Genomic DNA, 18,187 nt, shown 5'->3' with positions numbered 1-18,187 from the left:
TTGAGCGTCTGCACCCCGAGGTTCAGCAATGGATCTGGTCACAGGGGTGGACGTCGTTACGTGATGCCCAAGAGTGGGCGGTACCGGCTTTGGTGGGCGCTGATCGCGACGTGATCATTGCAGCGTCTACCGCGGCAGGTAAAACAGAGGCTGCATTCCTCCCCATCCTGACCAACCTGCTCCACGACAGCGAACCCGCCGGCGCGGTGCTGTATATCAGCCCGCTCAAGGCCCTGATCAACGACCAGTGGGACAGACTCAGCAGGCTGTGCGAGCGGCTTGAGCTGCCCGTCGTTGCTTGGCATGGTGATGTGGCAGCAAGTAAGAAACAACGATTCCTGAAATCGCCCGAAGGCATCTTGCTGATCACTCCAGAGTCGCTCGAGGCGCTGTTCGTGAACAGAGGCTCCAGTTTGCCTGGAGCTTTTCAGAACCTGCGTTACATCGTGGTCGATGAGCTCCATGCCTTCATTGGCAGTGAGCGCGGTAAGCAGCTGCAATCGCTCATGCAACGGGTTGAGATCGTCGTAGGTAGGGCCCTGCCTCGTGTAGGGCTTTCGGCGACGCTTGGGGAGATGTCGCTGGCCCGAAAATTCCTGAGGCCAGTTCGTCCCGATGACATTACCGTCATCGAGTCGAAATCCTCTGGCCAGGAACTCCAGGTGCAGGTACGTGGGTACATTGAACAGCCCATGCAGCAGCTGGTGGCCGAACACCCTGAAAATGCATCAACAGATGAAAGCGCCGAGAAGGAAGACCCCCCAGGTACCAAAGTGGCTATCGCAGGTCACTTGTATAAGGTACTCAGGGGGCATAACAACCTGGTCTTCCCCAACAGGCGCCAGGAGGTTGAATGGTTTGCCGACCGTCTGCGTTCACTGTGTGAGAGCGATGGAGTGCCAAACGAGTTCTGGCCGCACCACGGTAGCTTGTCCAAGGAACTGCGCCAGGATGCCGAACGGGCGTTGAAAGCGGGAGATCCTCCAGCCTCTGCCGTATGCACTACCACCCTTGAACTGGGTATCGACATCGGTAACATCAGGACGGTCGCACAGATCGGCTCCCCACCCTCTGTTGCGAGTCTCAGGCAACGGCTTGGACGCTCAGGTCGTCGGCCCGGTGAGCCTGCCATGCTCAGGGCGTACTGCCGAGAGCGCCCTTTAGCGGATCAGTCTGATCTCTCCGATCAGTTACGTGAGGGCCTTGTCCAAACGGTCGCCATGATCCGCTTGCTGATCAACGGATGGTTTGAACCGCCACGGTCGGAGGGCCTACACGCCTCGACACTGGTGCAGCAGTGCTTGTCTTCGATTGCTCAGCTCGGCGGTGCATCGGCAGCGCAATTATGGGGAAATCTCATAGCAAGCGGCAGTTTTGCGAGCGTTACCAAGCCTGATTTCCTGTCTTTGCTCAAAGGTATGGGTGAGAAAGAGTTGATCGTCCAGGACAGCTCAGGACTTCTGCTGCCAGGCGAACTCGGGGAGCGGTTGATCAACCACTATGAGTTCTACACCGCCTTCACGAGTGATGAAGAGTTTCGTTTGCTCCGGGATGGAAAACCACTTGGCTCGCTGCCCGTCAGCAAACCCCTGACCAAGGGGCAACGTATCATTTTCGGCGGCCGACGCTGGCAGGTTCAGGACATCGACCTTGAAGCGAAGGTGATCGTGGTCACGCCAGCGCGGGGCGGCGAGCCCCCTCAGTTTGATGGGCTAAGCGCGCAGTTGGATGATCGCGTCAGGCTTGAAATGCGAAATGTGCTGATGGAAACCACCCCCTGTCCCTTCTTGGACAAACACGCTCAAGCCCTCCTGGAGGAGGCTCGGAGTAACTTCCGTGCCCTAGGCCTGGATAGCACGGCGATTGTTGGCTCTGCTAGCGTAAGCCACGTGGCGACCTGGCGAGGGGATTACACCAACGATGCGCTGGCCTTATTACTCAGGCATGTGGGCATTCAGTGCGAAAACAATGGACTCTTTCTGGAGGTTGCTTTCGGTGAGGAGGACACGTTGCGAGCTTTGCGCGTGGTCGGCCAGATGGACATCTCAGATGTAGAGTCCATCTTAGAAAACGTCGAAAACATGATCCGAGAGAAATGGGATTGGGCCCTTCCCCGCTCGCTCCTGATGAAGTCGTTTGCCTCGAGCCATCTTGATCTCCAGGCTGCAGTCTTCACAGCGCGGCTTCTTAGCGAGGATGCGCAGAGCGAGGAGAATGCCCTTAGCCTCCTCTCCTAGGATCTGTCGCCCATCCTTTCGAGGTCGGCTTGTGCACTGGCAAGCTGCTGGGTCAACTCAGCCTCCCGCAGCTTCCCTGCGGCGGCCTCGGACTGAGCGTCAACAGTCTCCTTAGCCTTGGCTTCCAGTTGCTGAGAGAGCAGCTCTTTAGCGCCTTCCGCGCGCGCGGTGGCGGCATTAGCGATGCCCAGGTCGCCCCTCAGAAGTTCGATAGCATCACGATGCTGGTTTGCTTCCTTGGCGTGCTGGCGGTTTTCGGCGATCAAGCGTTCGTTGTCGCGGATCATTCGGGTGAGAGTGCCGGCGGCGGCACCGCGGGACTGCGGCTACTCCCCATCGACAGCGAGGGTAAGCCTGGTGATCAGTATTCCCGGGTTGGTGCAGCGTTGAAGCTCCGTGCATCAAAAAGCACGTTGAAGTACGGGGAGCAGATGCCCATGACCCCTGTCCTGGCAGTGAACACCGTCAGGCTGTTTCCAAGCGCCGCTACGGGCATACAGTTGAACGTCAACGAATTCGATAAGGTTGCGCTAGAGGCAGGCCATTTCACGAGGCAGACCGGGGTCGACTCGTCCAACAGCGACGATAAATTTACGACCGACTATGCCCTCAAGCGAGGCGGTACCGCGATCACCTACGACTCTGCGAGCTTCTTGGGTGGCCGATACCAGGAAGGGAACCTATCGCTAGCGCTCTATGCCGGACAGTTGGAAGACGCCTGGCATCAATACTATGGCAACACTAAATACACGTATGCCATTGATGAGGGGCGAAGACTGGCGTTCGACTTCAACATCTACCGCACGCTGGACTATGGCAAAAGCCTTGCTGGCCCTATAAACAACACCTCCTGGTCATTTTCCACTGCGTACACCACCGGCGCCCATACCGTCACTGTCGTGCATCAACGGATCAATGGGGACGAGCCTTTGGACTGGATCGGCTTCGGCACCATGGGCGGCACCGTCAACATTGGGAACGCAGTCCAGTACGCCACCTTCACCGAAGCCAACGAACGCTCCTGGCAGCTACGATACGATTTCGATTTCGCAGCTCTAGGCATTCCGGGGCTTAGCTTCATGACCAGGTACGTGAGGGGGGACGGTATGGATAACTCCCACAGTCATAATCCCTACTACACCGCTCGTCATGTGTACGATACGGACAAAGACAACAAGCACTGGGAGAGGAATTTTGACATCAAATATGTCATCCAGTCTGGCCCAGCACGTGATATGTCGTTCCGACTGAGACAGTCAACGCATCGCGGTACCAGTGGCTATCGGTATATCGACATCGACGAGGTACGGCTGATTACCGAGTTTCCGGTGAATATTTTCTGACCAGCTTCAGTAGCCCTGTGTGGGTTACACAGCTATGACTCATTGGTAGTCAGGAACATCTAGCGTAGCTAAAAGACCCTCACTACCGATCGGCTTCAGATTTTCATACTGACCAACTGCATCCGCGAGCATCTGAATTGCTGATCTCGCCACCCGAAGCGCAGCCAGCGCTTCACCGCGGAATTCGTCATACCGATAGCGTTCGATCTCATCAATCTGCCTGGCAGCAGCGGGATCACCGAAGTCATGCAACACCAGGAAGCGGTGGGTACCTGCGTTTCTCAAGTCCTTCAATGGGCGCAACCTACCACTCAGGGCATCGTAGTCATCCGCCAGCTCGGAAAGGCCGTAGAGGGAGCGCACTCCTTTCTTGATCAATTCGTTGACCCGATCAGTAAGCGACCGATCGCCTGACTTGGCTGGTGAGCGCCATAGCTTGCCGAAGGAAACGCCGCGGTAATTCAGCCCTAGCTCAAACTGATGGTTTGCTGTCACCGCGATTTTGTCTAGGAGGTCGAGAGCGGCGCGATGAGCAAGGATCAGAGCGGAGGTCGACGGGCCATAGGCGGCGTAATCTAAGGTATCGGCAAAGCGTCCAGTCGTGGGCCAAGCTCTGTCACTCATGGATCTCCAAGCCAAATCACGCGCAAGGATAAAGTCGCTTTTCAACTGATTGAACATTGCGAATATCGGAGGTGGCGCGATAGCCCCCTCAGGCTCGCGCTCATTTATGCCAGGGAGTGTGAGCCAATCTAGCTTTTCCAAGTCAGGGTCGATCTGTAGTGGTCAACTAATCCCGGACACCGGATTAAGTTTTTCCTCGGCAATCGCCGGAGGTAACCCACCGTTGAACTGATGCGGTCGCTCCCAGTTGTAGCGCTGCATCAGAAACCTGCCGATGTCCTGCTGTGCCTGCGCAGCACTCATGTAGCCCACACTTGGCACCCACTCCGTTTTCAGGCTGCGGAACAAACGCTCCATAGGCGCATTGTCCAGGCAATTACCTCTGCGGCTCATGCTTTGCTTGAAGCGGTAACGCCACAACCGCTGACGAAAAGCTCGGCTGCCATACTGGCTGCCCTGATCACTGTGAAACAGTACATTCTGCGGCCGCCCGCGGTGCTCGTACGCCATGTCCAGCGCCTTGATGACCAATTCGCTGTCCGGTTTGGGTGAAAACGCCCAACCCACCATGCGACGTGCAAAAAGGTCGATAACTGCCGCCACATAGTGCCACTGGCCTTGAGCCCACACATACGTGATGTCGCCGCACCATACTTGATTCGGTGCCGTAACATCGAATGCGCGCTCCAGCACGTTCGGGATGTCAGGGCGCTCTACTGTGGCCTTCTTGTAGGCATGTGAACCCGGTTGCTTACTGATCAGCTTCATTTCGCGCATCAACTTGCGCACCTTGAAGCGGCCGATCTGAATGCCTTCTTGGCGCATCATGCACATGATGGTTCGACTACCTGCGGCACTACGGCTCTGTGTAAATAGCTCGTTAACCCGAACGCGCAGTGCCAGTCGCGCAACGTCCGGAGATCGCCGTTTATGGCAATGCGCGTAGTAACACGAGCGAGTGACTTCAAACACCGAGCAGAGTAATTCGACAGGCTCCTCGCGGCGGAGCTGATCAATCAACGCGAGCGCTCGTGTTCCTCGGCCATCAAGAGCGCGGTAGCCTTTTTTAAAATCGATTTCTCCCGTTCCAGCCGGTTGATCCGAGCTTCCAACTCTTGGATCTTCTGCTGCTCGGGGGTCAGCGCCTTGCTCGTTGGCGTAGCACCGCCACGTTCTGACTGGAGTTGATTCACCCAGCGGCGCAGCGCCGATTCAACCAAGTCGAGCGACCGGGCGGCTTCAGTAAGGCTATAGCCCTGGTCGAGCACCAGGCCGGCTGCCTCGCGCTTGAATTCGGGGGTGAAAGTACGTCGTTGTCTGCTCATCGAACACCTCTGTGTGGCGACCATTTTCGCCTAAAAAGGTGTCCGGGGTTAGTAGACCACTACACCAGCAGCTCTTGGAAATCGTAATTCGCCAAAGGTAACGCCTCTGCAGTTGGAATATGCCAATAAGAAGCCGTGCCACACGCCCTACCCTAAAAACAGCCTCGTCAGCACGTTGCCTAATTCTCTCGCCTCCTGTGAGGTGCGCCTAAGAGTGGTCGGTTGCCGGCAGATGAGCACCTGCCAGGACACCGTCACGAGGCAGTTCACTTACCCCGCTGCGATCGAAAGTGGCACCACCCTATTGGCCACCTGCTTTTGGCTGAGGTAGCGGGTGCAGCTCACCCTCAAGAACGAGGCAAAATTCACCACTTCTCCGCGGTAATCCATGACTTCCTCGTACAGCTTAGCGATGAGTTGGTTCGTGCTGACACCATCCGCTGAAGCGATCTCGGTCAGGATGTCCCAGAACTGGTTTTCTAGACGCAGGGTGGTGACCACGCCCCTGATGCGCAAGGAGCGCGAGCGCGATTCATAAAGGATCGGATCTGCCTTCACATACAGCTCACACATGATGCCTCCGCTGGCTTTACCTGGCTAAGTCTCGTCGAGGGCATACGCCCACGCGTGAAGGTACCTTCCAAAAGCAGTTCATGGGTAATACACAGCTATTACACGTGTCCATTTTGCTGATGGGGAGAACGTAATAGCCACTTATTACCCACCATTTTTTCAGGCTGCCATCCTGAGCGCATAACAACACCACAGGAAAGCCTGATCATGCCGAAATTCCTCCACACCATGATCCGTGTAGGTGACCTGGATGCCTCCATGAGTTTCTACGGACAAGCATTCGACCTGCAGGAATCCCATCGCCTTGAGTTCGACGACTTCTCCCTCGTGTACCTGCGCGACCAGCAAAGCGGCGCCGAAATCGAACTGACCTGGAACAAGGGCCAAGACAGCTACACCCACGGCAGTGGCTATGGCCATGTCGCCTTCGCAGTAGAAGACCTTGATCTGCATCACGCTCGATTGAGCGAAATAGGGCTCTCACCTGCCCCCATCAAGGAATTCAAACGTGGCGAGGAGATGCTCGCTCGCTTCTTCTTCATCCAAGACCCCGACGGCTACAAGATCGAGGTATTGCAGCGCGCCGGCCACTACCAGTAACACAACCACAAGCATTAGACGCCTAGGCGTCCTCTATCAAAAACACGGAAGAACGCCATTCCCCAACAAAGCAGCACCCGTGATGTCAGGCTCCTAATAAAAACAACAAGGAGAACAGCATGCAGGATATACAGGCCAGCCGCCGTAGCTTTCTGAAAGGCAGCGGCGGAATTCTCTTGGGCACGTTGCTTTTCACCTCAGGCCCCATTGCCCTGCTCGCCCCCAGTAAAACCTGGGCGCTCGAGATGAAAATGCTGAATAACGATCAAGCCGCACGACTGATCGTCGTGGTGCGCCGGATCTACCCTCACGATCAGATGGAAGACGCTGTGTACGCCTTTGCGATCAAAGCACTGGACGACCGCGCCGTGACCGACCCCTACATTCTTCCCCTGCTTGAACAAGGTTTGAACGAGCTAGACAAGTCAGCTGATGGCGCCTGGCTGAATCTGGATGAGCCGCGCCAATTGGCCTTGCTGGAGTCCATCCAGACCACACCGTTTTTCACTTTGGTGAGATCAGTGTCGGTCAATGCCCTGTACAGCAACGAGCTCGCCTACCAGCACTTCGGCTACGAAGGTGCCTCTTTCCCCAAAGGCGGCTACTTGATGCGAGGCTTCAACGACTTGAAGTGGCTGCCTGCAGCCCCTGCCGAAGCCAGCCCTGCCGCCTATTCCTGAGGAAGCGTACATGACCACATTCAATTTCGACGACGACTCGGTAGTGGTGATCATCGGCTCTGGTGCGGGTGGCGGGACACTGGCCAATGAACTGTGCCAGAAGGGTATTCCAGTCGTTCTGCTGGAAGCTGGACAGCGCCAATCCTCAGCCACATTCATCAATGACGAATGGCCTTCATTCGAGCAATTGTCCTGGGGCGATACTCGCACTACCTCGGGCTCGTGGCAGATCGCCAAGGACTTCCCGAATCTCCCCGCCTGGATCTGTAAAACCGTCGGTGGAACCACCACTCACTGGGCAGGTGCCAGCCTTCGATTCCAGGAGCATGAATTCCGAGCGCGGCAGACCTACGGCGACATCAAAGACGCGAATCTGCTCGACTGGCCACTGACGCTTGCAGAATTGGAGCCCTTCTATGCAAGGGCAGAAGACAAGATGGGCGTGACGCGCACCAACGACATTCCTGGACTGCCGGGAAACAACAATTTCCAGGTGATGTACAACGGTGCTCGCAAGCTTGGTTACAAGAAATGCAGTACCGGCCACATGGCGATCAACAGCCGTGCTCGCGCAGGACGTGCTCAATGCATGCAACTCGGATTCTGCTTCCAGGGCTGCAAGATGGGGGCAAAGTGGTCAACGCTGTACACCGAGATTCCAGCAGCGGAAGCCACAGGCAAGCTCGAGCTCCGCACGCAGGCGCACGCAGTGAAGATCGAGCACGATGCCAAGGGACGCGCGACTGGAGTGGTCTACGCAGATGCGCAGGGACGACTGCAACGCCAGAAAGCGCGTCTTGTTGCGGTCGCAGGCAATGCCATCGAAACGCCCCGCTTGCTGTTGAATTCGACCAGCACATTGTTCCCTCATGGGATTGGCAACGGTTCAGGGATGGTTGGTAAGCACTACATGCGCCATACCACCGGCTCAGTGTTTGCGGAGTTCAAGGATCCGGTGCACTTCTACCGCGGCACCATCATGGCCGGCCTAATCGGTGATGAGGTGCACTTCAATCCCGACCGAGGCTTTGTCGGTGGCTACGAGATGGAAACCATCTCGCTCGGCCCTTCCTTCATGGCTGCGTTCTTCAACCCCGGCGCCTGGGGGCGCGACTTCACCCGCGTCATGGACAACTACACGCATCTGGCTGGCATGTGGCTGGTCGGTGAGGACATGCCCCGGGAAACCAATCGCATCACCCTGAGCGATACCGTCAAAGACCGCTTCGGCATTCCAGTGGCCAACGTGCACTACGACGACCACCCCAACGATATCGCCATGCGAGAGCATGCCTATCAGCAAGGTAGTGCGGTCTATGAGGCCGTCGGAGCACTGAAGACGCATCGAGTACCACCCTACCCCTCGACTCATAACATGGGCACATGTCGCATGAGCCACAAGGAAGCTGATGGCGTCTGCAATAAATACGGGCAAAGCCATGAAGTCCCGAATCTCTTCATTTCGGATGGCAGTCAGTTCACCACCAGCGCAGCCGAGAACCCTACCCTGACGATCGTCAGCCTCGCGATCCGTCAGGCTGAGTACATTGCCGATGCCTTGAGGACGCATGCGGCATGACTACTACTCCCGACAACCGTTTGGAGATTTGCGCTCTCCCGGCATTCACCGACAACTACATCTGGCTTCTGGCTGATCACTCAAACCAGGCCTGTGCAGTCGTAGATCCAGGTGATGCCGGGCCAGTTCAAGCCTGGCTGGCTGAGCATCCTGGTTGGGTGCTCACTGATGTACTGATCACTCACCACCACAGTGACCATGTGGGCGGTATCGAGAAGCTGAAGTCTGCGTTCGACCTTCTCGTCCATGGCCCGGAAAACGAGCCGATCCCCTATAGGGATCGGCCACTCAAGGATGGTGATCTGATCCAGGTATTGGGACGTACCATCAACGTGATCGGGGTGCCTGGCCATACTTCCGGACACCTGGCTTACCACCTGGTTGATGAGAATGTGCTGTTCAGCGGCGACACGCTGTTCAGCGCCGGTTGTGGGCGCCTGTTCGAGGGTACGCCGCTGCAGATGCTGACCTCGCTCGAATGCCTTGCAGCGCTACCGGAGCAGACGCAAGTCTACTGTGCACACGAGTACACCCTCTCCAACCTGCGTTTTGCATTGGCTGTTGACCCAGACAATCAGCAAATCGCCGAGCGCTTGGCCGAGGTCTGCGAAATCCGTGACCGCGGTGAGTGCACCTTACCGACCCGAATCAGCGTTGAGCGTGCATTTAACCCGTTCCTCCGCGTACGGGAAGCGAAGATCGTTGAGGCTATCGAACGTCACGCGGGGCTGACCATCAGATCCGCCGAGGAATGCTTCGCTGCAATGCGCAAGTGGAAAGACAATTTCTGAACAACAACAAGAAGATCATCTATGAGAAAAACACTGCTGATTGCCGCTACAGCCTTCATGATTGCTTCTGCCCAGGCAGCTCAAGAGCCTGAGGCCGTATTCGCAAAATCCTGCGCCATGTGCCACAACGGCCAACTCCCAAACGCGCCCAAGAAAGGTGATGCAGCTGCGTGGAAACCTCGCCTTGCTCAAGGGCAAGAGGCACTACTCAAAAACGTAGTGAATGGATTGAGTGTCATGCCACCACGTGGGCTCTGCAGTGACTGCAGTGACGAAGACCTCGTGGCAACGATAGGCTGGATGTCTCGCTAACCGATAGGAAAATCGAGCCGCTATAGGACAATGGGGCATCCACAAAGGTCAGCCTTGCTGTTCTGGTGATTTTAGACATGATGATCTTGCCCAGCAGCCGTGGACACGGGTTTAAGCACACATCCTGGCCTCGAAGGTCTCTGGGCTGATGTGCCCCAGCGTGCTGTGTCGCCGCTGGCGGTTGTAATCGGTTTCGACGTATTCAAACACGGTTTCACGCATCTGGGCGCGGCTCGTGAAGCGCTCGCCGTGGATGCACTCGACCTTCAGGCTGTGGAAGAAGCTCTCTGCACAGGCATTGTCGTAGCAGTTGCCTTTGGCGCTCATGCTGCATCGCAAGTGATGGGCGCGGATCAGCTCCTGGTAAGCCGCTGAGCAGTACTGGCTGCCGCGGTCGCTATGCACGATCACGTCATTAGGCTGCCTACGTCGCCACAGCGCCATGTGCAAGGCATCGCAAACCAAGTCGGCCGTCATGCGCTCGTTCATGGCCCAGCCGATCACCATCCGTGAATACAGATCGATGACCACTGCCAGATACAGCCAGCCTTCCTCCGTATGCAGGTAGGTGATGTCACCCACCCATTTCTGATTTGGCGCAGATGCCTTGAAATCCTGCTTGAGCAAGTTCTCTGCCACTGGCAGGGAGTGCTGAGAATTGGTCGTGGCCTTGAACTTCTTGGCGGCCTTGGCACGCAGTCCTTGCCGTTGCATCGAGGCGGCTACCGTCTTGCGATTGCAGGGTAGGCCGGCTTCCCGCAGGTCGTGGCACAGCCGTGGAGCCCCGCTGCGGCCCTTGCGTGCGCTGTATGCCTGAGCGACCTGCCGATCCAGTTCGGCTCTTCGCCGCTGGCGGATTGACGGCCTGCGAGAGCACCAAGCGTAGTAACCGCTGCGGGCAACGCCCAACACGCGACACATGGCCTGGATCGAGAAATGCGCGGTATGAGTCCTCATGAAGGCGTACTTCACTTGAGGCTCTTGGCAAAGTACGCGGCGGCCTTTTTTACGATGGCCAGCTCCTCGGCGTGCTCGGCCAACAGCCGCTTGAGTCGGGCATTCTCGTCGGCCAGCGACTGCTCGCGCTCGCTGCCGGCCTGAGTCTGGTGCTTCTTGCTCCGCCAGCCGTAGAGCTGGGAAGCATGCAGGCCGAGCTGTTCGGCAGCCTTGCTGACGCCAATGCGCTCGGCCAAAGCCAGCGCTTCGTCCTTGTAGGCTTGGGAATGGCGGGTGCGGGTCTGTTTCATTGGGGTTGCTTGTCTTGCCATGATTCACCTCGTTGCAGTTTATCGCTTAACGGGGTGTCCACTGGGACTGGGCAAGATCATGATGCGCCTAGACTCGACAGTACAGCCGCCGAGCTAGGTGCATCATATTATGCAAAATCGCCTATCGTTTGTCGTATCGATTGGAGCTAGTCAAGCAGTTCTGAAACCTCACCATCTTGATATTTGAGCCCGTCACACCAACTGCTGATCGTCCCAAGAGCTTCCACAGGACGCATCTCGCCGTTTGACACATAGCTAATATGCAGCTTGTCCCGTGCGCGCGTCATGGCCACATAGAGCTTTGCAACATCACCTGCTTTACTATCTTCATCGGCGCGAGGGATAGCGTGTGGTTCGGACACGGTGGATGCCAGAAAAACAGTTCCAAACTCAAAACCTTTAGCACTTTCTACAGTAGACACCCGAACTCCTTCGGAGTCGATTGAGAAATTCCCTTTAATGTCAATGCACGGAATATTAGCAGCCTTCATTGCCGTCATAATTTCATTTCGGAAAATTCGGCTACGTGAGATTACGCAAATATCTGACAGGGCAGAATCACCATGGAACTCTCTCAAGCTGGCAACCTCGGATAACACGTGCTCGAGTTCAGCTTCCTTGGAGCGACACCTAACCAGCGCGGGTCGTTCTCCTCTCCGAGTCGCAAAATCTGGCCGCAACGGTTTCTCTTGATTATCCTCATCAATGTCGGAGAACTCATGATTGCTAATCAGAGCATATGCAGCCTTCAGGATCTCCGAAGTGTTTCGATAGTTCTTCTTGAAAACGCTTGCACGTGCAAGGCTGATCCCAAGCGTCTTCAGAGAAAAGCCGCGCTTGTAGATGGTTTGGGCACCATCACCAACCAAGAACAGGCCGTCTGCAGCCGTTTTGAGAAGCTCACCTTGTGGGGTTCGTAGCAGCGAAAGCATACGGATTTCGTTCTGGCTGAGGTCTTGAACCTCGTCGGCAAGCACAGCCCTCCAGCGAGACTTGCTTACCCCCTCCCCCCGATCTTTCAAAAGGGTGGCGGCCTGCTGTACAACACCCTCATGATCAGGAGAGCCAGCTTCAACCAGTGAAGCCTCATAGGCTCGCAGGCCTTGTAGAACATGCTTACGTGCAACCTCACCTAGTGCCTTACCACGGCCAGTTCGCCTGAACGCAGAGGTTGCATAGCTGTCATACTCAGCTGGAAGCATCCGGGTGCGGATGTAGCTCAGCTCATCTCTAAGAAAATTCTTCAGCTCTGGGCCAGGCAATCGTGCTAATCCTTGGGCCCCGCCACTGTACCCATGGACAGCCTGGATAACTTCATGCATCTGGGCATCTGTGTAAGACTCCGAAGGACGGCGCATTACCTCTCCGCGCAAATCCTGCGTGATCTCGCGTGCAACACCCTGAATCGTTGCCACATGGATTTGGGCACGCTCAGGCCCACAGAGTGTGGCAACCAGAGAGTCGAGCAGCTTTCTCATGCTCTCAGTGAGCGTAACCACCAAGATGGGCTCGTTATACTTCCTCGCGAGATATCGTGCACGATGAACCAGAACGCACGTTTTGCCGCTACCGGAGACACCTCGAAGCCGGGAGGGGCCAGACAGATCCGCGGAAGCTATCTTGGTCTGTTCAGGATGCAGATAAAGCATCCACTCCTCTCGGTTGGAAGGGTCAGGCATCCCTGGCTCCTCCTTCCAAGTGTAAAAGGTTTCGGAGTTGATTGGCGCATTGATCGCCGTCAACAGTTCACCAGCTGATGCTTCATGAGCAGCATTCGATGCCACCTTGAGCCGTTGAGAAACACCGTCCATCTCACCACGATCAGCCATGGTCAAGATATCGACAGCTAGCAATGCAGCTTCAAAACCAGCCTGACGCTCAACTTCTCCGAGGATCGCGTCAGCAGACTCACCCCAATCACCTTTGTTAACCTTGAGCAACATGGCAATTATCGGAGCGCTGAGCTTGCAGCCACTGAAATCATCGCTGTTTAGTCCGATGAGCAGCGGCTCTTCCAGAACGTGTTCCGGCGTATCGAACGAGAGCTCAATAGCGGCAGATGGCCTAGGTTCATCCGGACTGGATACCTGGATAAAGTCGACCTTGCCATCAGAGTCCTTCCGAACCCACTTATAGCGCTTGTGCTTCTTCAACCAGCTATCGCAGTCGTCATGGGTGCCAGCGAATAGCATGATCAGAAAATCGTCTGTTCCACTCTGGTACCGCTGCACAACCAGTCGGTGCCCGTCTCCCAAATCGTACTTGTCGCAATCCATCCGGGATTCTCCATGATGGGTGCGCTCAAGTCGGATCTCACCATCCATACTGGCCTGGGTACACGCAGCCTCTGCACGTTGGGCTGCGACCTTACTAACTCGATTTGCCTTGGCCAGAGCCTTGAGCATTTTCCGAAAATCTCTCGGAACCACTACCTGCGGCATGTTCTTCCCTAATTTTGATAGACCATCACTGCTGCCCCGAAACCAGGTGCAACCCTCCGACACACGGCCGTGATATCAGTTAGGCATCATTCGTACCGATTTTTGAAGTGGACTTTGGTAGGAGAAGTCCTAGTCAGGGGGCTAGCCATGCGGCCACACCTTGTTACAAAGGCAGGATACGCTCGGAAAAATGGATCCTATGATGTGAAAGCCATCACATTGACGAGCTAAGGGGCATGGTCATGTCCCAAGGGGTTTTCCACGTTGCCTTGCGGGCTAACACGCAAGATTTTGGCGAAGGTTTAGTTGTGGTGAAGGACGGTTGCGTTAACGGAGGGGATGATAATTTTTTGTACCAGGGCAACAGTTTCCCTACTGAATCTTGGGCCTTTAGAGCTGAGATTAGGGTATCCCAGTGGCGCAAAAGCAACACGCATGTGTTCGGCGGCACCGGGGATTTCGTACTCTAAGTGAGCGGCTCAGTCGATTACAAAGCGGGCACACTATCCTTGAAAGGCTCGCCACAGGGGCAGCCACAGTTGGTACTCACTGCAACTGGCACACGCGTGGCTGGGCATGATCCGTATGCCTATCTCAAGGACGTGCTGACACGACTGCCCACGCAGCGAGCGAGTGACATCGAGGCCTTGTTGCCACATCAGTGGACGCCTGCTTAACGAGCGCAAGGTGTGTTCGCGGTTCGCTTACCCATCGCCAACATCGCCTTGGGTTACAGTCTCAATGCCAACCTCGTGCACAAATGGATTCGGCTGCACAATCAGAAAGCCACGGCTATTCAGCCAGCGTTTATCCCGCTGCATCCCCATGTACACGGCTCAGGGTCGCACGCCCAGGAGCGCAAAGCCAAATCTGAGGGCCGTGTACCTGGCTTCAACAAGCGGTTCGCCGGGTTCAGCCAAAAGTGGAGTTGAAGGGTTGAGCGCTCCCCAGGCATGAAACGAAGCAGCCGGCGCTAAAGCTGGCTTCTTTCTACACCGTTGAAGATCAGCAGTAGTACCTGACCGAGGCCCCAAATGTGGTTGATGGCTGTGGAACGATCACCAAACCGCTATTGGTACCGTAGGCTAAGCACATCCCTGTTAATGCAGCTGGCTGCTACGTGCCTGGTGGCAAGTACCCACTGCTGTCATCGGCCCACATGTCGATCGTTACCGCCAAATCGGAAGGCGTGAAGAACATCACCATGGCTGCCCCCCCTTCCAAGGCAAGCCGGCTCCTTACATCGTTGCTGCACAGGCGCTGGGCGGTGCTGACGCCATCTACAGCCTGGGTGGCATTCAGGCAGTTGCGGCGATGGCGATCGGCACTCAGTCGATGCCTAGTTCAGAAAACGATGGAGCCTCTAAACTCGGAGTAACAGATCAAACTGGACGCTACTTTGAAAAATCGATCACTGAACTTTCGACATCCGGCTTGTTCCTGATGATTTTCTTCTCCGCATACCAAGCTGCCACGTTCTCGATATGTTTGGTTTGATCAGGCCCGACAGCAATCAGCTCTGAAGTGTTGGTTTCACCCAGTTGGCGAGCGACTTCCTCATTCTGATTACCCATTTGTTTGGCCCAAATGCGGCCGGCTTCCTGGGGATGCTGACGAGCCCAAGCATTGGTCGATTTGAGCACATCAAATCCGCCCCGCGATCTTGTCGTCCACCAACACACCACCGCCGGCCCCCTCTACCGTGCGATTGCTTTGGCTACCGGCATCGAGCTTCAGATAGCCTGGGTTCGAAACGAAGTCTGGCCTGCGAGAAAGGAAATTGATTGCCCCAGCAGTCGTATTTTTACCCCACAGTGTTCCTTGAGGGCCCTTGAGCACCTCAACCCGATCCATGTCGAATAGAGGGAAACTGGTGGCGTCAACGTTGTTGATGTACACGTCGTCGAAGTAGATCCCGACTGGGCTGACGGTGTTTGCTCGCTGATCACCGGTACCAATTCCTCGAATCCACCACCTTGGCCGCTGGTTATCGATCGTCGCGGACGAAGTGTTCGGAATGAAGCGCGTGACCTGAGTAGCACTGTTTCCAGCGTTCAAATCATCGATACTGCGTCCGCTCACTACGCTTATAGGCACAGGCACCTTCTGGGCGCTGTCTTCCCGTTTTTCAGCGGTCACCACAACGTTTGCCAGGCGCGGTGGCTGCGGCTTACTAACGGTGGAAACAGTCGCTGGGGCAGCGGCTGCTTGAGCAGCTGTGTCACTACTCAAGACAGTAACCGCGCCTTCCGAGTCGCGCTCCAGGCGGAGGCTTGTGCCCTTGAGTGCACGAGATAATGCTTGGTCTACGCTCAGCTCCCCCTCTACAGCGGGACTGGTCAGTCCTTGAGTGATCCGTTGATCAAAGATGATCAATTGACCGCTTTGCCTGGAGATTGCAAGCAAGACTGAATTGAGTGGCCCAGAGGGAATGGAGTACCGAGCCACTTGGGTAGCCGCCTCAGTCGTAGTAGCAACAAAGAGTGCGGGTGTACTAGCCAGTGCGATGGCCAGCGTCAATCGATTCAAGGCTTGGGTAAAGGGCGGATACATATCTGACCGTCTCATGTTGTGTATGCCTTGAGGACGGCCAGCGAAAATCTATTTCCAGCTCTTCGATAGAACGGTTTTGCATGAGCTTATGCAGCGTCAATTTTTACCCAAACGTCCCAAACGCTTGTCACCTTGATAGGCGCAATCCGAGACAGCATCGACAATGCATGATCAGTGTTATCGAGAGGTAAGATGCCGCTGATTGGAACATTGGCCACGTCAGCCGAAAGCTGGATGACACCTCGACGGTACGGCCTGATCCGGTCGATAACGTCGATCAGAGGCAGACTGTTGACCTCCAATAGGCCCTTCAGCCAGAGTGTTTCGTCAGCTGAGGCAACCCCGGTACGCAGCTCCCCTGCATCATTGAATCTCGCCCATCGACCTTGTGTCACCCGACGTCGTGTCTGACCATTCCTGAGTTCTAAGTCTCCATCCAACGCTACTAGGTAACCTCCGTCACGCTCACATCGGACAAGCAGTCGTTTTTGATTGGCACTCATTTGCCAACCCGCAGCGTTGATCAGGAAAGGTGTGCGACCTGGTCGAACATCCAGAATGAGTTCGCCGCGATGGAGTGCAATCGAGCGCTCACTCTGGGTCACACTTGGACTTACGCGGGTAGCAGAATTGAGAGTCACTCGGCTTCCATCGGCCAGGTCATAGGACTCGCGCTCTCCAATGCCAGTGTAGAGGTCACCGGGCCAAGCGAAACCAGTACTTCCAACTCGCGACAGTAAGGCTGCTGACACGGCGCAGGCCGTGATGGCGAACATCCCATTGATGAACTGCCGTCTGGATGAGGGCGCATTCAAGCTGCTGGAAATCTGCCGTGAGCTCAGCTTGCTTAGTGGTGAGTCTCGGATGGCGCCAATCTTGCTCACTAACTCATCCATGCAGCGTGCATGCTCATCTGAAGCGTCTCGCCACGCCATAAAGGCCGTCGCCTGAGAAGACGTGACGGAACCTGAATTCATGATTGCCAGCCATCTGACAGCTTCAGAAAGCACGCCTTGAGAATGTCCCTCACTCATGCGGCATCACCTGAAACGCTGCCATGTAAGCCTTCTCCATGTGCTGGTGCACCCGGCTCTTGGATATGCCGAGCGCCCGTCCAATTTGTTCATAGGTAAGCCCATCGAAGAGACTGAGCACGAACGCCTGCTTTGCTTGCCGAGAGACCGCCGATAACGCCTTGTCCAGCGCGACGATGTACTGCATCACCTGGGCGTGCTCTTCCGGATCAACGATAGTGTTATGAGGCTCAGCTGCAAGCGAAGCGAGAAACGCTCGCTCAATATCCTCACGCCTCCAGCTGTCGATGATCAGCCGCTTGGCAATAGTGCTCAGTAATGTCTTGGGTTCTCGGATGGTGCTGAGATCATCCATGCGTAACACCCGGACAAAGGTGTCTGCCGCAACGTCATCAGCACGGAACCTGCACCCAAGCGTGCGACTGACCCGGCTGCGCAGCCACTGGTAATGCTGCGCAAACATCGCCGTGAACAGATGGTTTGGAGTAGACATGGTGCTTTCGGATGCGAATTGGAGGGGCTCACTATCACATGCCTCACGCAAACAAAAAAGGAATTTAAAATACTGTTCTTATGCAATTTAGAGATATTGATACTGCTAATCTGTGACCCACTGAGTCAAGCGTCCACTTGCCGCTTTCTGCACTAGGTGGCACACCGAAGTAGAACCACTGTTGACTTAATAAAACCGTCTTGCTCATTATCCGGTAGCACCTCTTCGCAACGGATCAACCATGATTCCCAATACTGACCACATGCAGATTGCCAAGAGCCTCTCCGCCCAGGCATGTGCATGCGTGTCCGTTGCTAAGAAATCCAAGAAACAG

At 55.7% G+C, this 18,187-nt stretch carries 16 protein-coding genes and 3 pseudogenes; 10 read left to right on the top strand and 9 right to left on the bottom strand.

Features of this window, described 5'->3' with window-relative positions; genetic code table 11:
- Positions 1-32 precede the first annotated feature (32 nt).
- Together D8767_RS14410 and D8767_RS14405 are read left to right on the top strand one after the other, a co-directional pair.
- Positions 33-2,237 (top strand): DEAD/DEAH box helicase, encoded by a 2,205-nt coding sequence (locus D8767_RS14410; protein ID WP_177412733.1) that lies wholly within the window; start codon positions 33-35, stop codon positions 2,235-2,237.
- Positions 2,238-2,266: 29 nt separating this feature from the next.
- Positions 2,267-3,580: an OprD family outer membrane porin gene (locus D8767_RS14405; RefSeq protein ID WP_122048325.1), complete on the top strand. Its 1,314-nt coding sequence runs from the start codon at positions 2,267-2,269 to the stop codon at positions 3,578-3,580.
- 39 nt (positions 3,581-3,619) lie between these two features.
- Here the strand turns inward: D8767_RS14405 and D8767_RS14400 are convergent, their stop codons facing one another.
- From D8767_RS14400 to D8767_RS14390, 3 genes are all read right to left on the bottom strand, one after another.
- Positions 3,620-4,345 (bottom strand): LA2681 family HEPN domain-containing protein, encoded by a 726-nt coding sequence (locus D8767_RS14400; RefSeq protein WP_256658589.1) that lies wholly within the window; start codon positions 4,343-4,345, stop codon positions 3,620-3,622.
- Between the two features lie 21 nt (positions 4,346-4,366).
- Positions 4,367-5,529, bottom strand: a protein-coding gene (locus D8767_RS14395; RefSeq protein WP_085982910.1) for an IS3 family transposase whose coding sequence is annotated in 2 segments (ribosomal slippage) — positions 4,367-5,274 and positions 5,274-5,529 — 1,164 coding nt in all. Because the reading frame shifts where the segments join, the coding sequence is not laid out codon by codon here.
- Between the two features lie 270 nt (positions 5,530-5,799).
- Positions 5,800-6,102, bottom strand: a complete 303-nt coding sequence (locus tag D8767_RS14390; RefSeq protein ID WP_009681578.1) for a ribbon-helix-helix domain-containing protein — start codon at positions 6,100-6,102, stop codon at positions 5,800-5,802.
- Between the two features lie 207 nt (positions 6,103-6,309).
- On the opposite strand from D8767_RS14390, the gene D8767_RS14385 reads away from it, so the two are divergent.
- From D8767_RS14385 to D8767_RS14365, 5 genes are all read left to right on the top strand, one after another.
- Positions 6,310-6,702, top strand: a complete 393-nt coding sequence (locus D8767_RS14385; protein WP_122048324.1) for a VOC family protein — start codon at positions 6,310-6,312, stop codon at positions 6,700-6,702.
- A gap of 119 nt (positions 6,703-6,821) precedes the next feature.
- A complete protein-coding gene (locus D8767_RS14380) occupies positions 6,822-7,382 on the top strand; it encodes a tat (twin-arginine translocation) pathway signal sequence (protein WP_122048323.1) in 561 nt (186 codons plus the stop codon).
- Between the two features lie 10 nt (positions 7,383-7,392).
- A complete protein-coding gene (locus tag D8767_RS14375; protein WP_122048322.1) occupies positions 7,393-8,961 on the top strand; it encodes a GMC family oxidoreductase in 1,569 nt (522 codons plus the stop codon).
- Positions 8,958-9,752, top strand: a complete 795-nt coding sequence (gene gloB / locus D8767_RS14370; RefSeq protein ID WP_122048321.1) for a hydroxyacylglutathione hydrolase — start codon at positions 8,958-8,960, stop codon at positions 9,750-9,752. The genes D8767_RS14375 and gloB overlap by 4 nt, the downstream gene beginning before the upstream one ends.
- Before the next feature lie 21 nt (positions 9,753-9,773).
- Complete coding sequence (locus tag D8767_RS14365) at positions 9,774-10,064, top strand: cytochrome c5 family protein (RefSeq protein ID WP_009681572.1); 291 nt, start codon at positions 9,774-9,776, stop codon at positions 10,062-10,064.
- Between the two features lie 111 nt (positions 10,065-10,175).
- On the opposite strand, the gene D8767_RS14360 is transcribed toward D8767_RS14365, so the two are convergent.
- Positions 10,176-11,332, bottom strand: a protein-coding gene (locus tag D8767_RS14360; protein ID WP_122048320.1) for an IS3 family transposase whose coding sequence is annotated in 2 segments (ribosomal slippage) — positions 10,176-11,074 and positions 11,074-11,332 — 1,158 coding nt in all. Because the reading frame shifts where the segments join, the coding sequence is not laid out codon by codon here.
- 146 nt (positions 11,333-11,478) lie between these two features.
- On the bottom strand, positions 11,479-13,773 hold the full coding sequence (locus tag D8767_RS14355) for a 3'-5' exonuclease (RefSeq protein WP_122048319.1): 2,295 nt from the start codon (positions 13,771-13,773) through the stop codon (positions 11,479-11,481).
- 563 nt (positions 13,774-14,336) lie between these two features.
- Here D8767_RS14355 and D8767_RS14345 point away from each other — a divergent pair.
- The 3 pseudogenes from D8767_RS14345 to D8767_RS29655 all read left to right on the top strand — a co-directional run.
- Positions 14,337-14,450: pseudogene (locus tag D8767_RS14345) on the top strand (transposase domain-containing protein); the annotation flags it as partial.
- Positions 14,451-14,609: 159 nt separating this feature from the next.
- Positions 14,610-14,705 (top strand): annotated as a pseudogene (locus D8767_RS29660) (50S ribosomal protein L31); the annotation flags it as partial.
- Positions 14,706-14,866: 161 nt separating this feature from the next.
- Positions 14,867-15,270, top strand: a pseudogene (locus tag D8767_RS29655) (histidinol dehydrogenase).
- On the opposite strand, the gene D8767_RS28750 reads toward D8767_RS29655, so the two are convergent.
- From D8767_RS28750 to D8767_RS14320, 4 genes are all read right to left on the bottom strand, one after another.
- Positions 15,168-15,416 (bottom strand): hypothetical protein, encoded by a 249-nt coding sequence (locus D8767_RS28750; RefSeq protein WP_163002501.1) that lies wholly within the window; start codon positions 15,414-15,416, stop codon positions 15,168-15,170. The pseudogene D8767_RS29655 and the gene D8767_RS28750 overlap by 103 nt on opposite strands.
- 1 nt (position 15,417) lies before the next feature.
- Positions 15,418-16,326, bottom strand: coding sequence for an STN domain-containing protein (locus tag D8767_RS14330; protein ID WP_122048317.1), 909 nt, complete (start codon positions 16,324-16,326; stop codon positions 15,418-15,420).
- Positions 16,327-16,412: 86 nt separating this feature from the next.
- Positions 16,413-17,360, bottom strand: coding sequence for a FecR domain-containing protein (locus D8767_RS14325; RefSeq protein WP_122048316.1), 948 nt, complete (start codon positions 17,358-17,360; stop codon positions 16,413-16,415).
- A complete protein-coding gene (locus D8767_RS14320; protein ID WP_122048315.1) occupies positions 17,353-17,853 on the bottom strand; it encodes a sigma-70 family RNA polymerase sigma factor in 501 nt (166 codons plus the stop codon). Before D8767_RS14320 ends, D8767_RS14325 begins: the two co-directional genes overlap by 8 nt.
- Positions 17,854-18,187 lie beyond the last annotated feature (334 nt).

It is taken from the genome of Pseudomonas sp. LTGT-11-2Z, assembly GCF_003691445.1.
Classification (GTDB): domain Bacteria; phylum Pseudomonadota; class Gammaproteobacteria; order Pseudomonadales; family Pseudomonadaceae; genus Aquipseudomonas; species Aquipseudomonas monteilii.
Note: the sequence above shows the minus strand (reverse complement) of the source record. Positions and strands in the feature narration are given on the sequence as shown.

Bases quoted from the DNA above. Each gene is read 5' to 3' on its own strand.
- D8767_RS14390 (WP_009681578.1), bottom strand. From the start codon at position 6,102: ATGTGTGAGCTGTATGTGAAGGCAGATCCGATCCTTTATGAATCGCGC.
- D8767_RS14385 (WP_122048324.1), top strand. From the start codon at position 6,310: ATGCCGAAATTCCTCCACACCATGATCCGTGTAGGTGACCTGGATGCC.
- D8767_RS14380 (WP_122048323.1), top strand. From the start codon at position 6,822: ATGCAGGATATACAGGCCAGCCGCCGTAGCTTTCTGAAAGGCAGCGGC.
- D8767_RS14375 (WP_122048322.1), top strand. From the start codon at position 7,393: ATGACCACATTCAATTTCGACGACGACTCGGTAGTGGTGATCATCGGC.
- gloB (WP_122048321.1), top strand. From the start codon at position 8,958: ATGACTACTACTCCCGACAACCGTTTGGAGATTTGCGCTCTCCCGGCA.
- D8767_RS14365 (WP_009681572.1), top strand. From the start codon at position 9,774: ATGAGAAAAACACTGCTGATTGCCGCTACAGCCTTCATGATTGCTTCT.
- D8767_RS14355 (WP_122048319.1), bottom strand. From the start codon at position 13,773: ATGCCGCAGGTAGTGGTTCCGAGAGATTTTCGGAAAATGCTCAAGGCT.
- D8767_RS14330 (WP_122048317.1), bottom strand. From the start codon at position 16,326: ATGTATCCGCCCTTTACCCAAGCCTTGAATCGATTGACGCTGGCCATC.
- D8767_RS14325 (WP_122048316.1), bottom strand. From the start codon at position 17,360: ATGAGTGAGGGACATTCTCAAGGCGTGCTTTCTGAAGCTGTCAGATGG.
- D8767_RS14320 (WP_122048315.1), bottom strand. From the start codon at position 17,853: ATGTCTACTCCAAACCATCTGTTCACGGCGATGTTTGCGCAGCATTAC.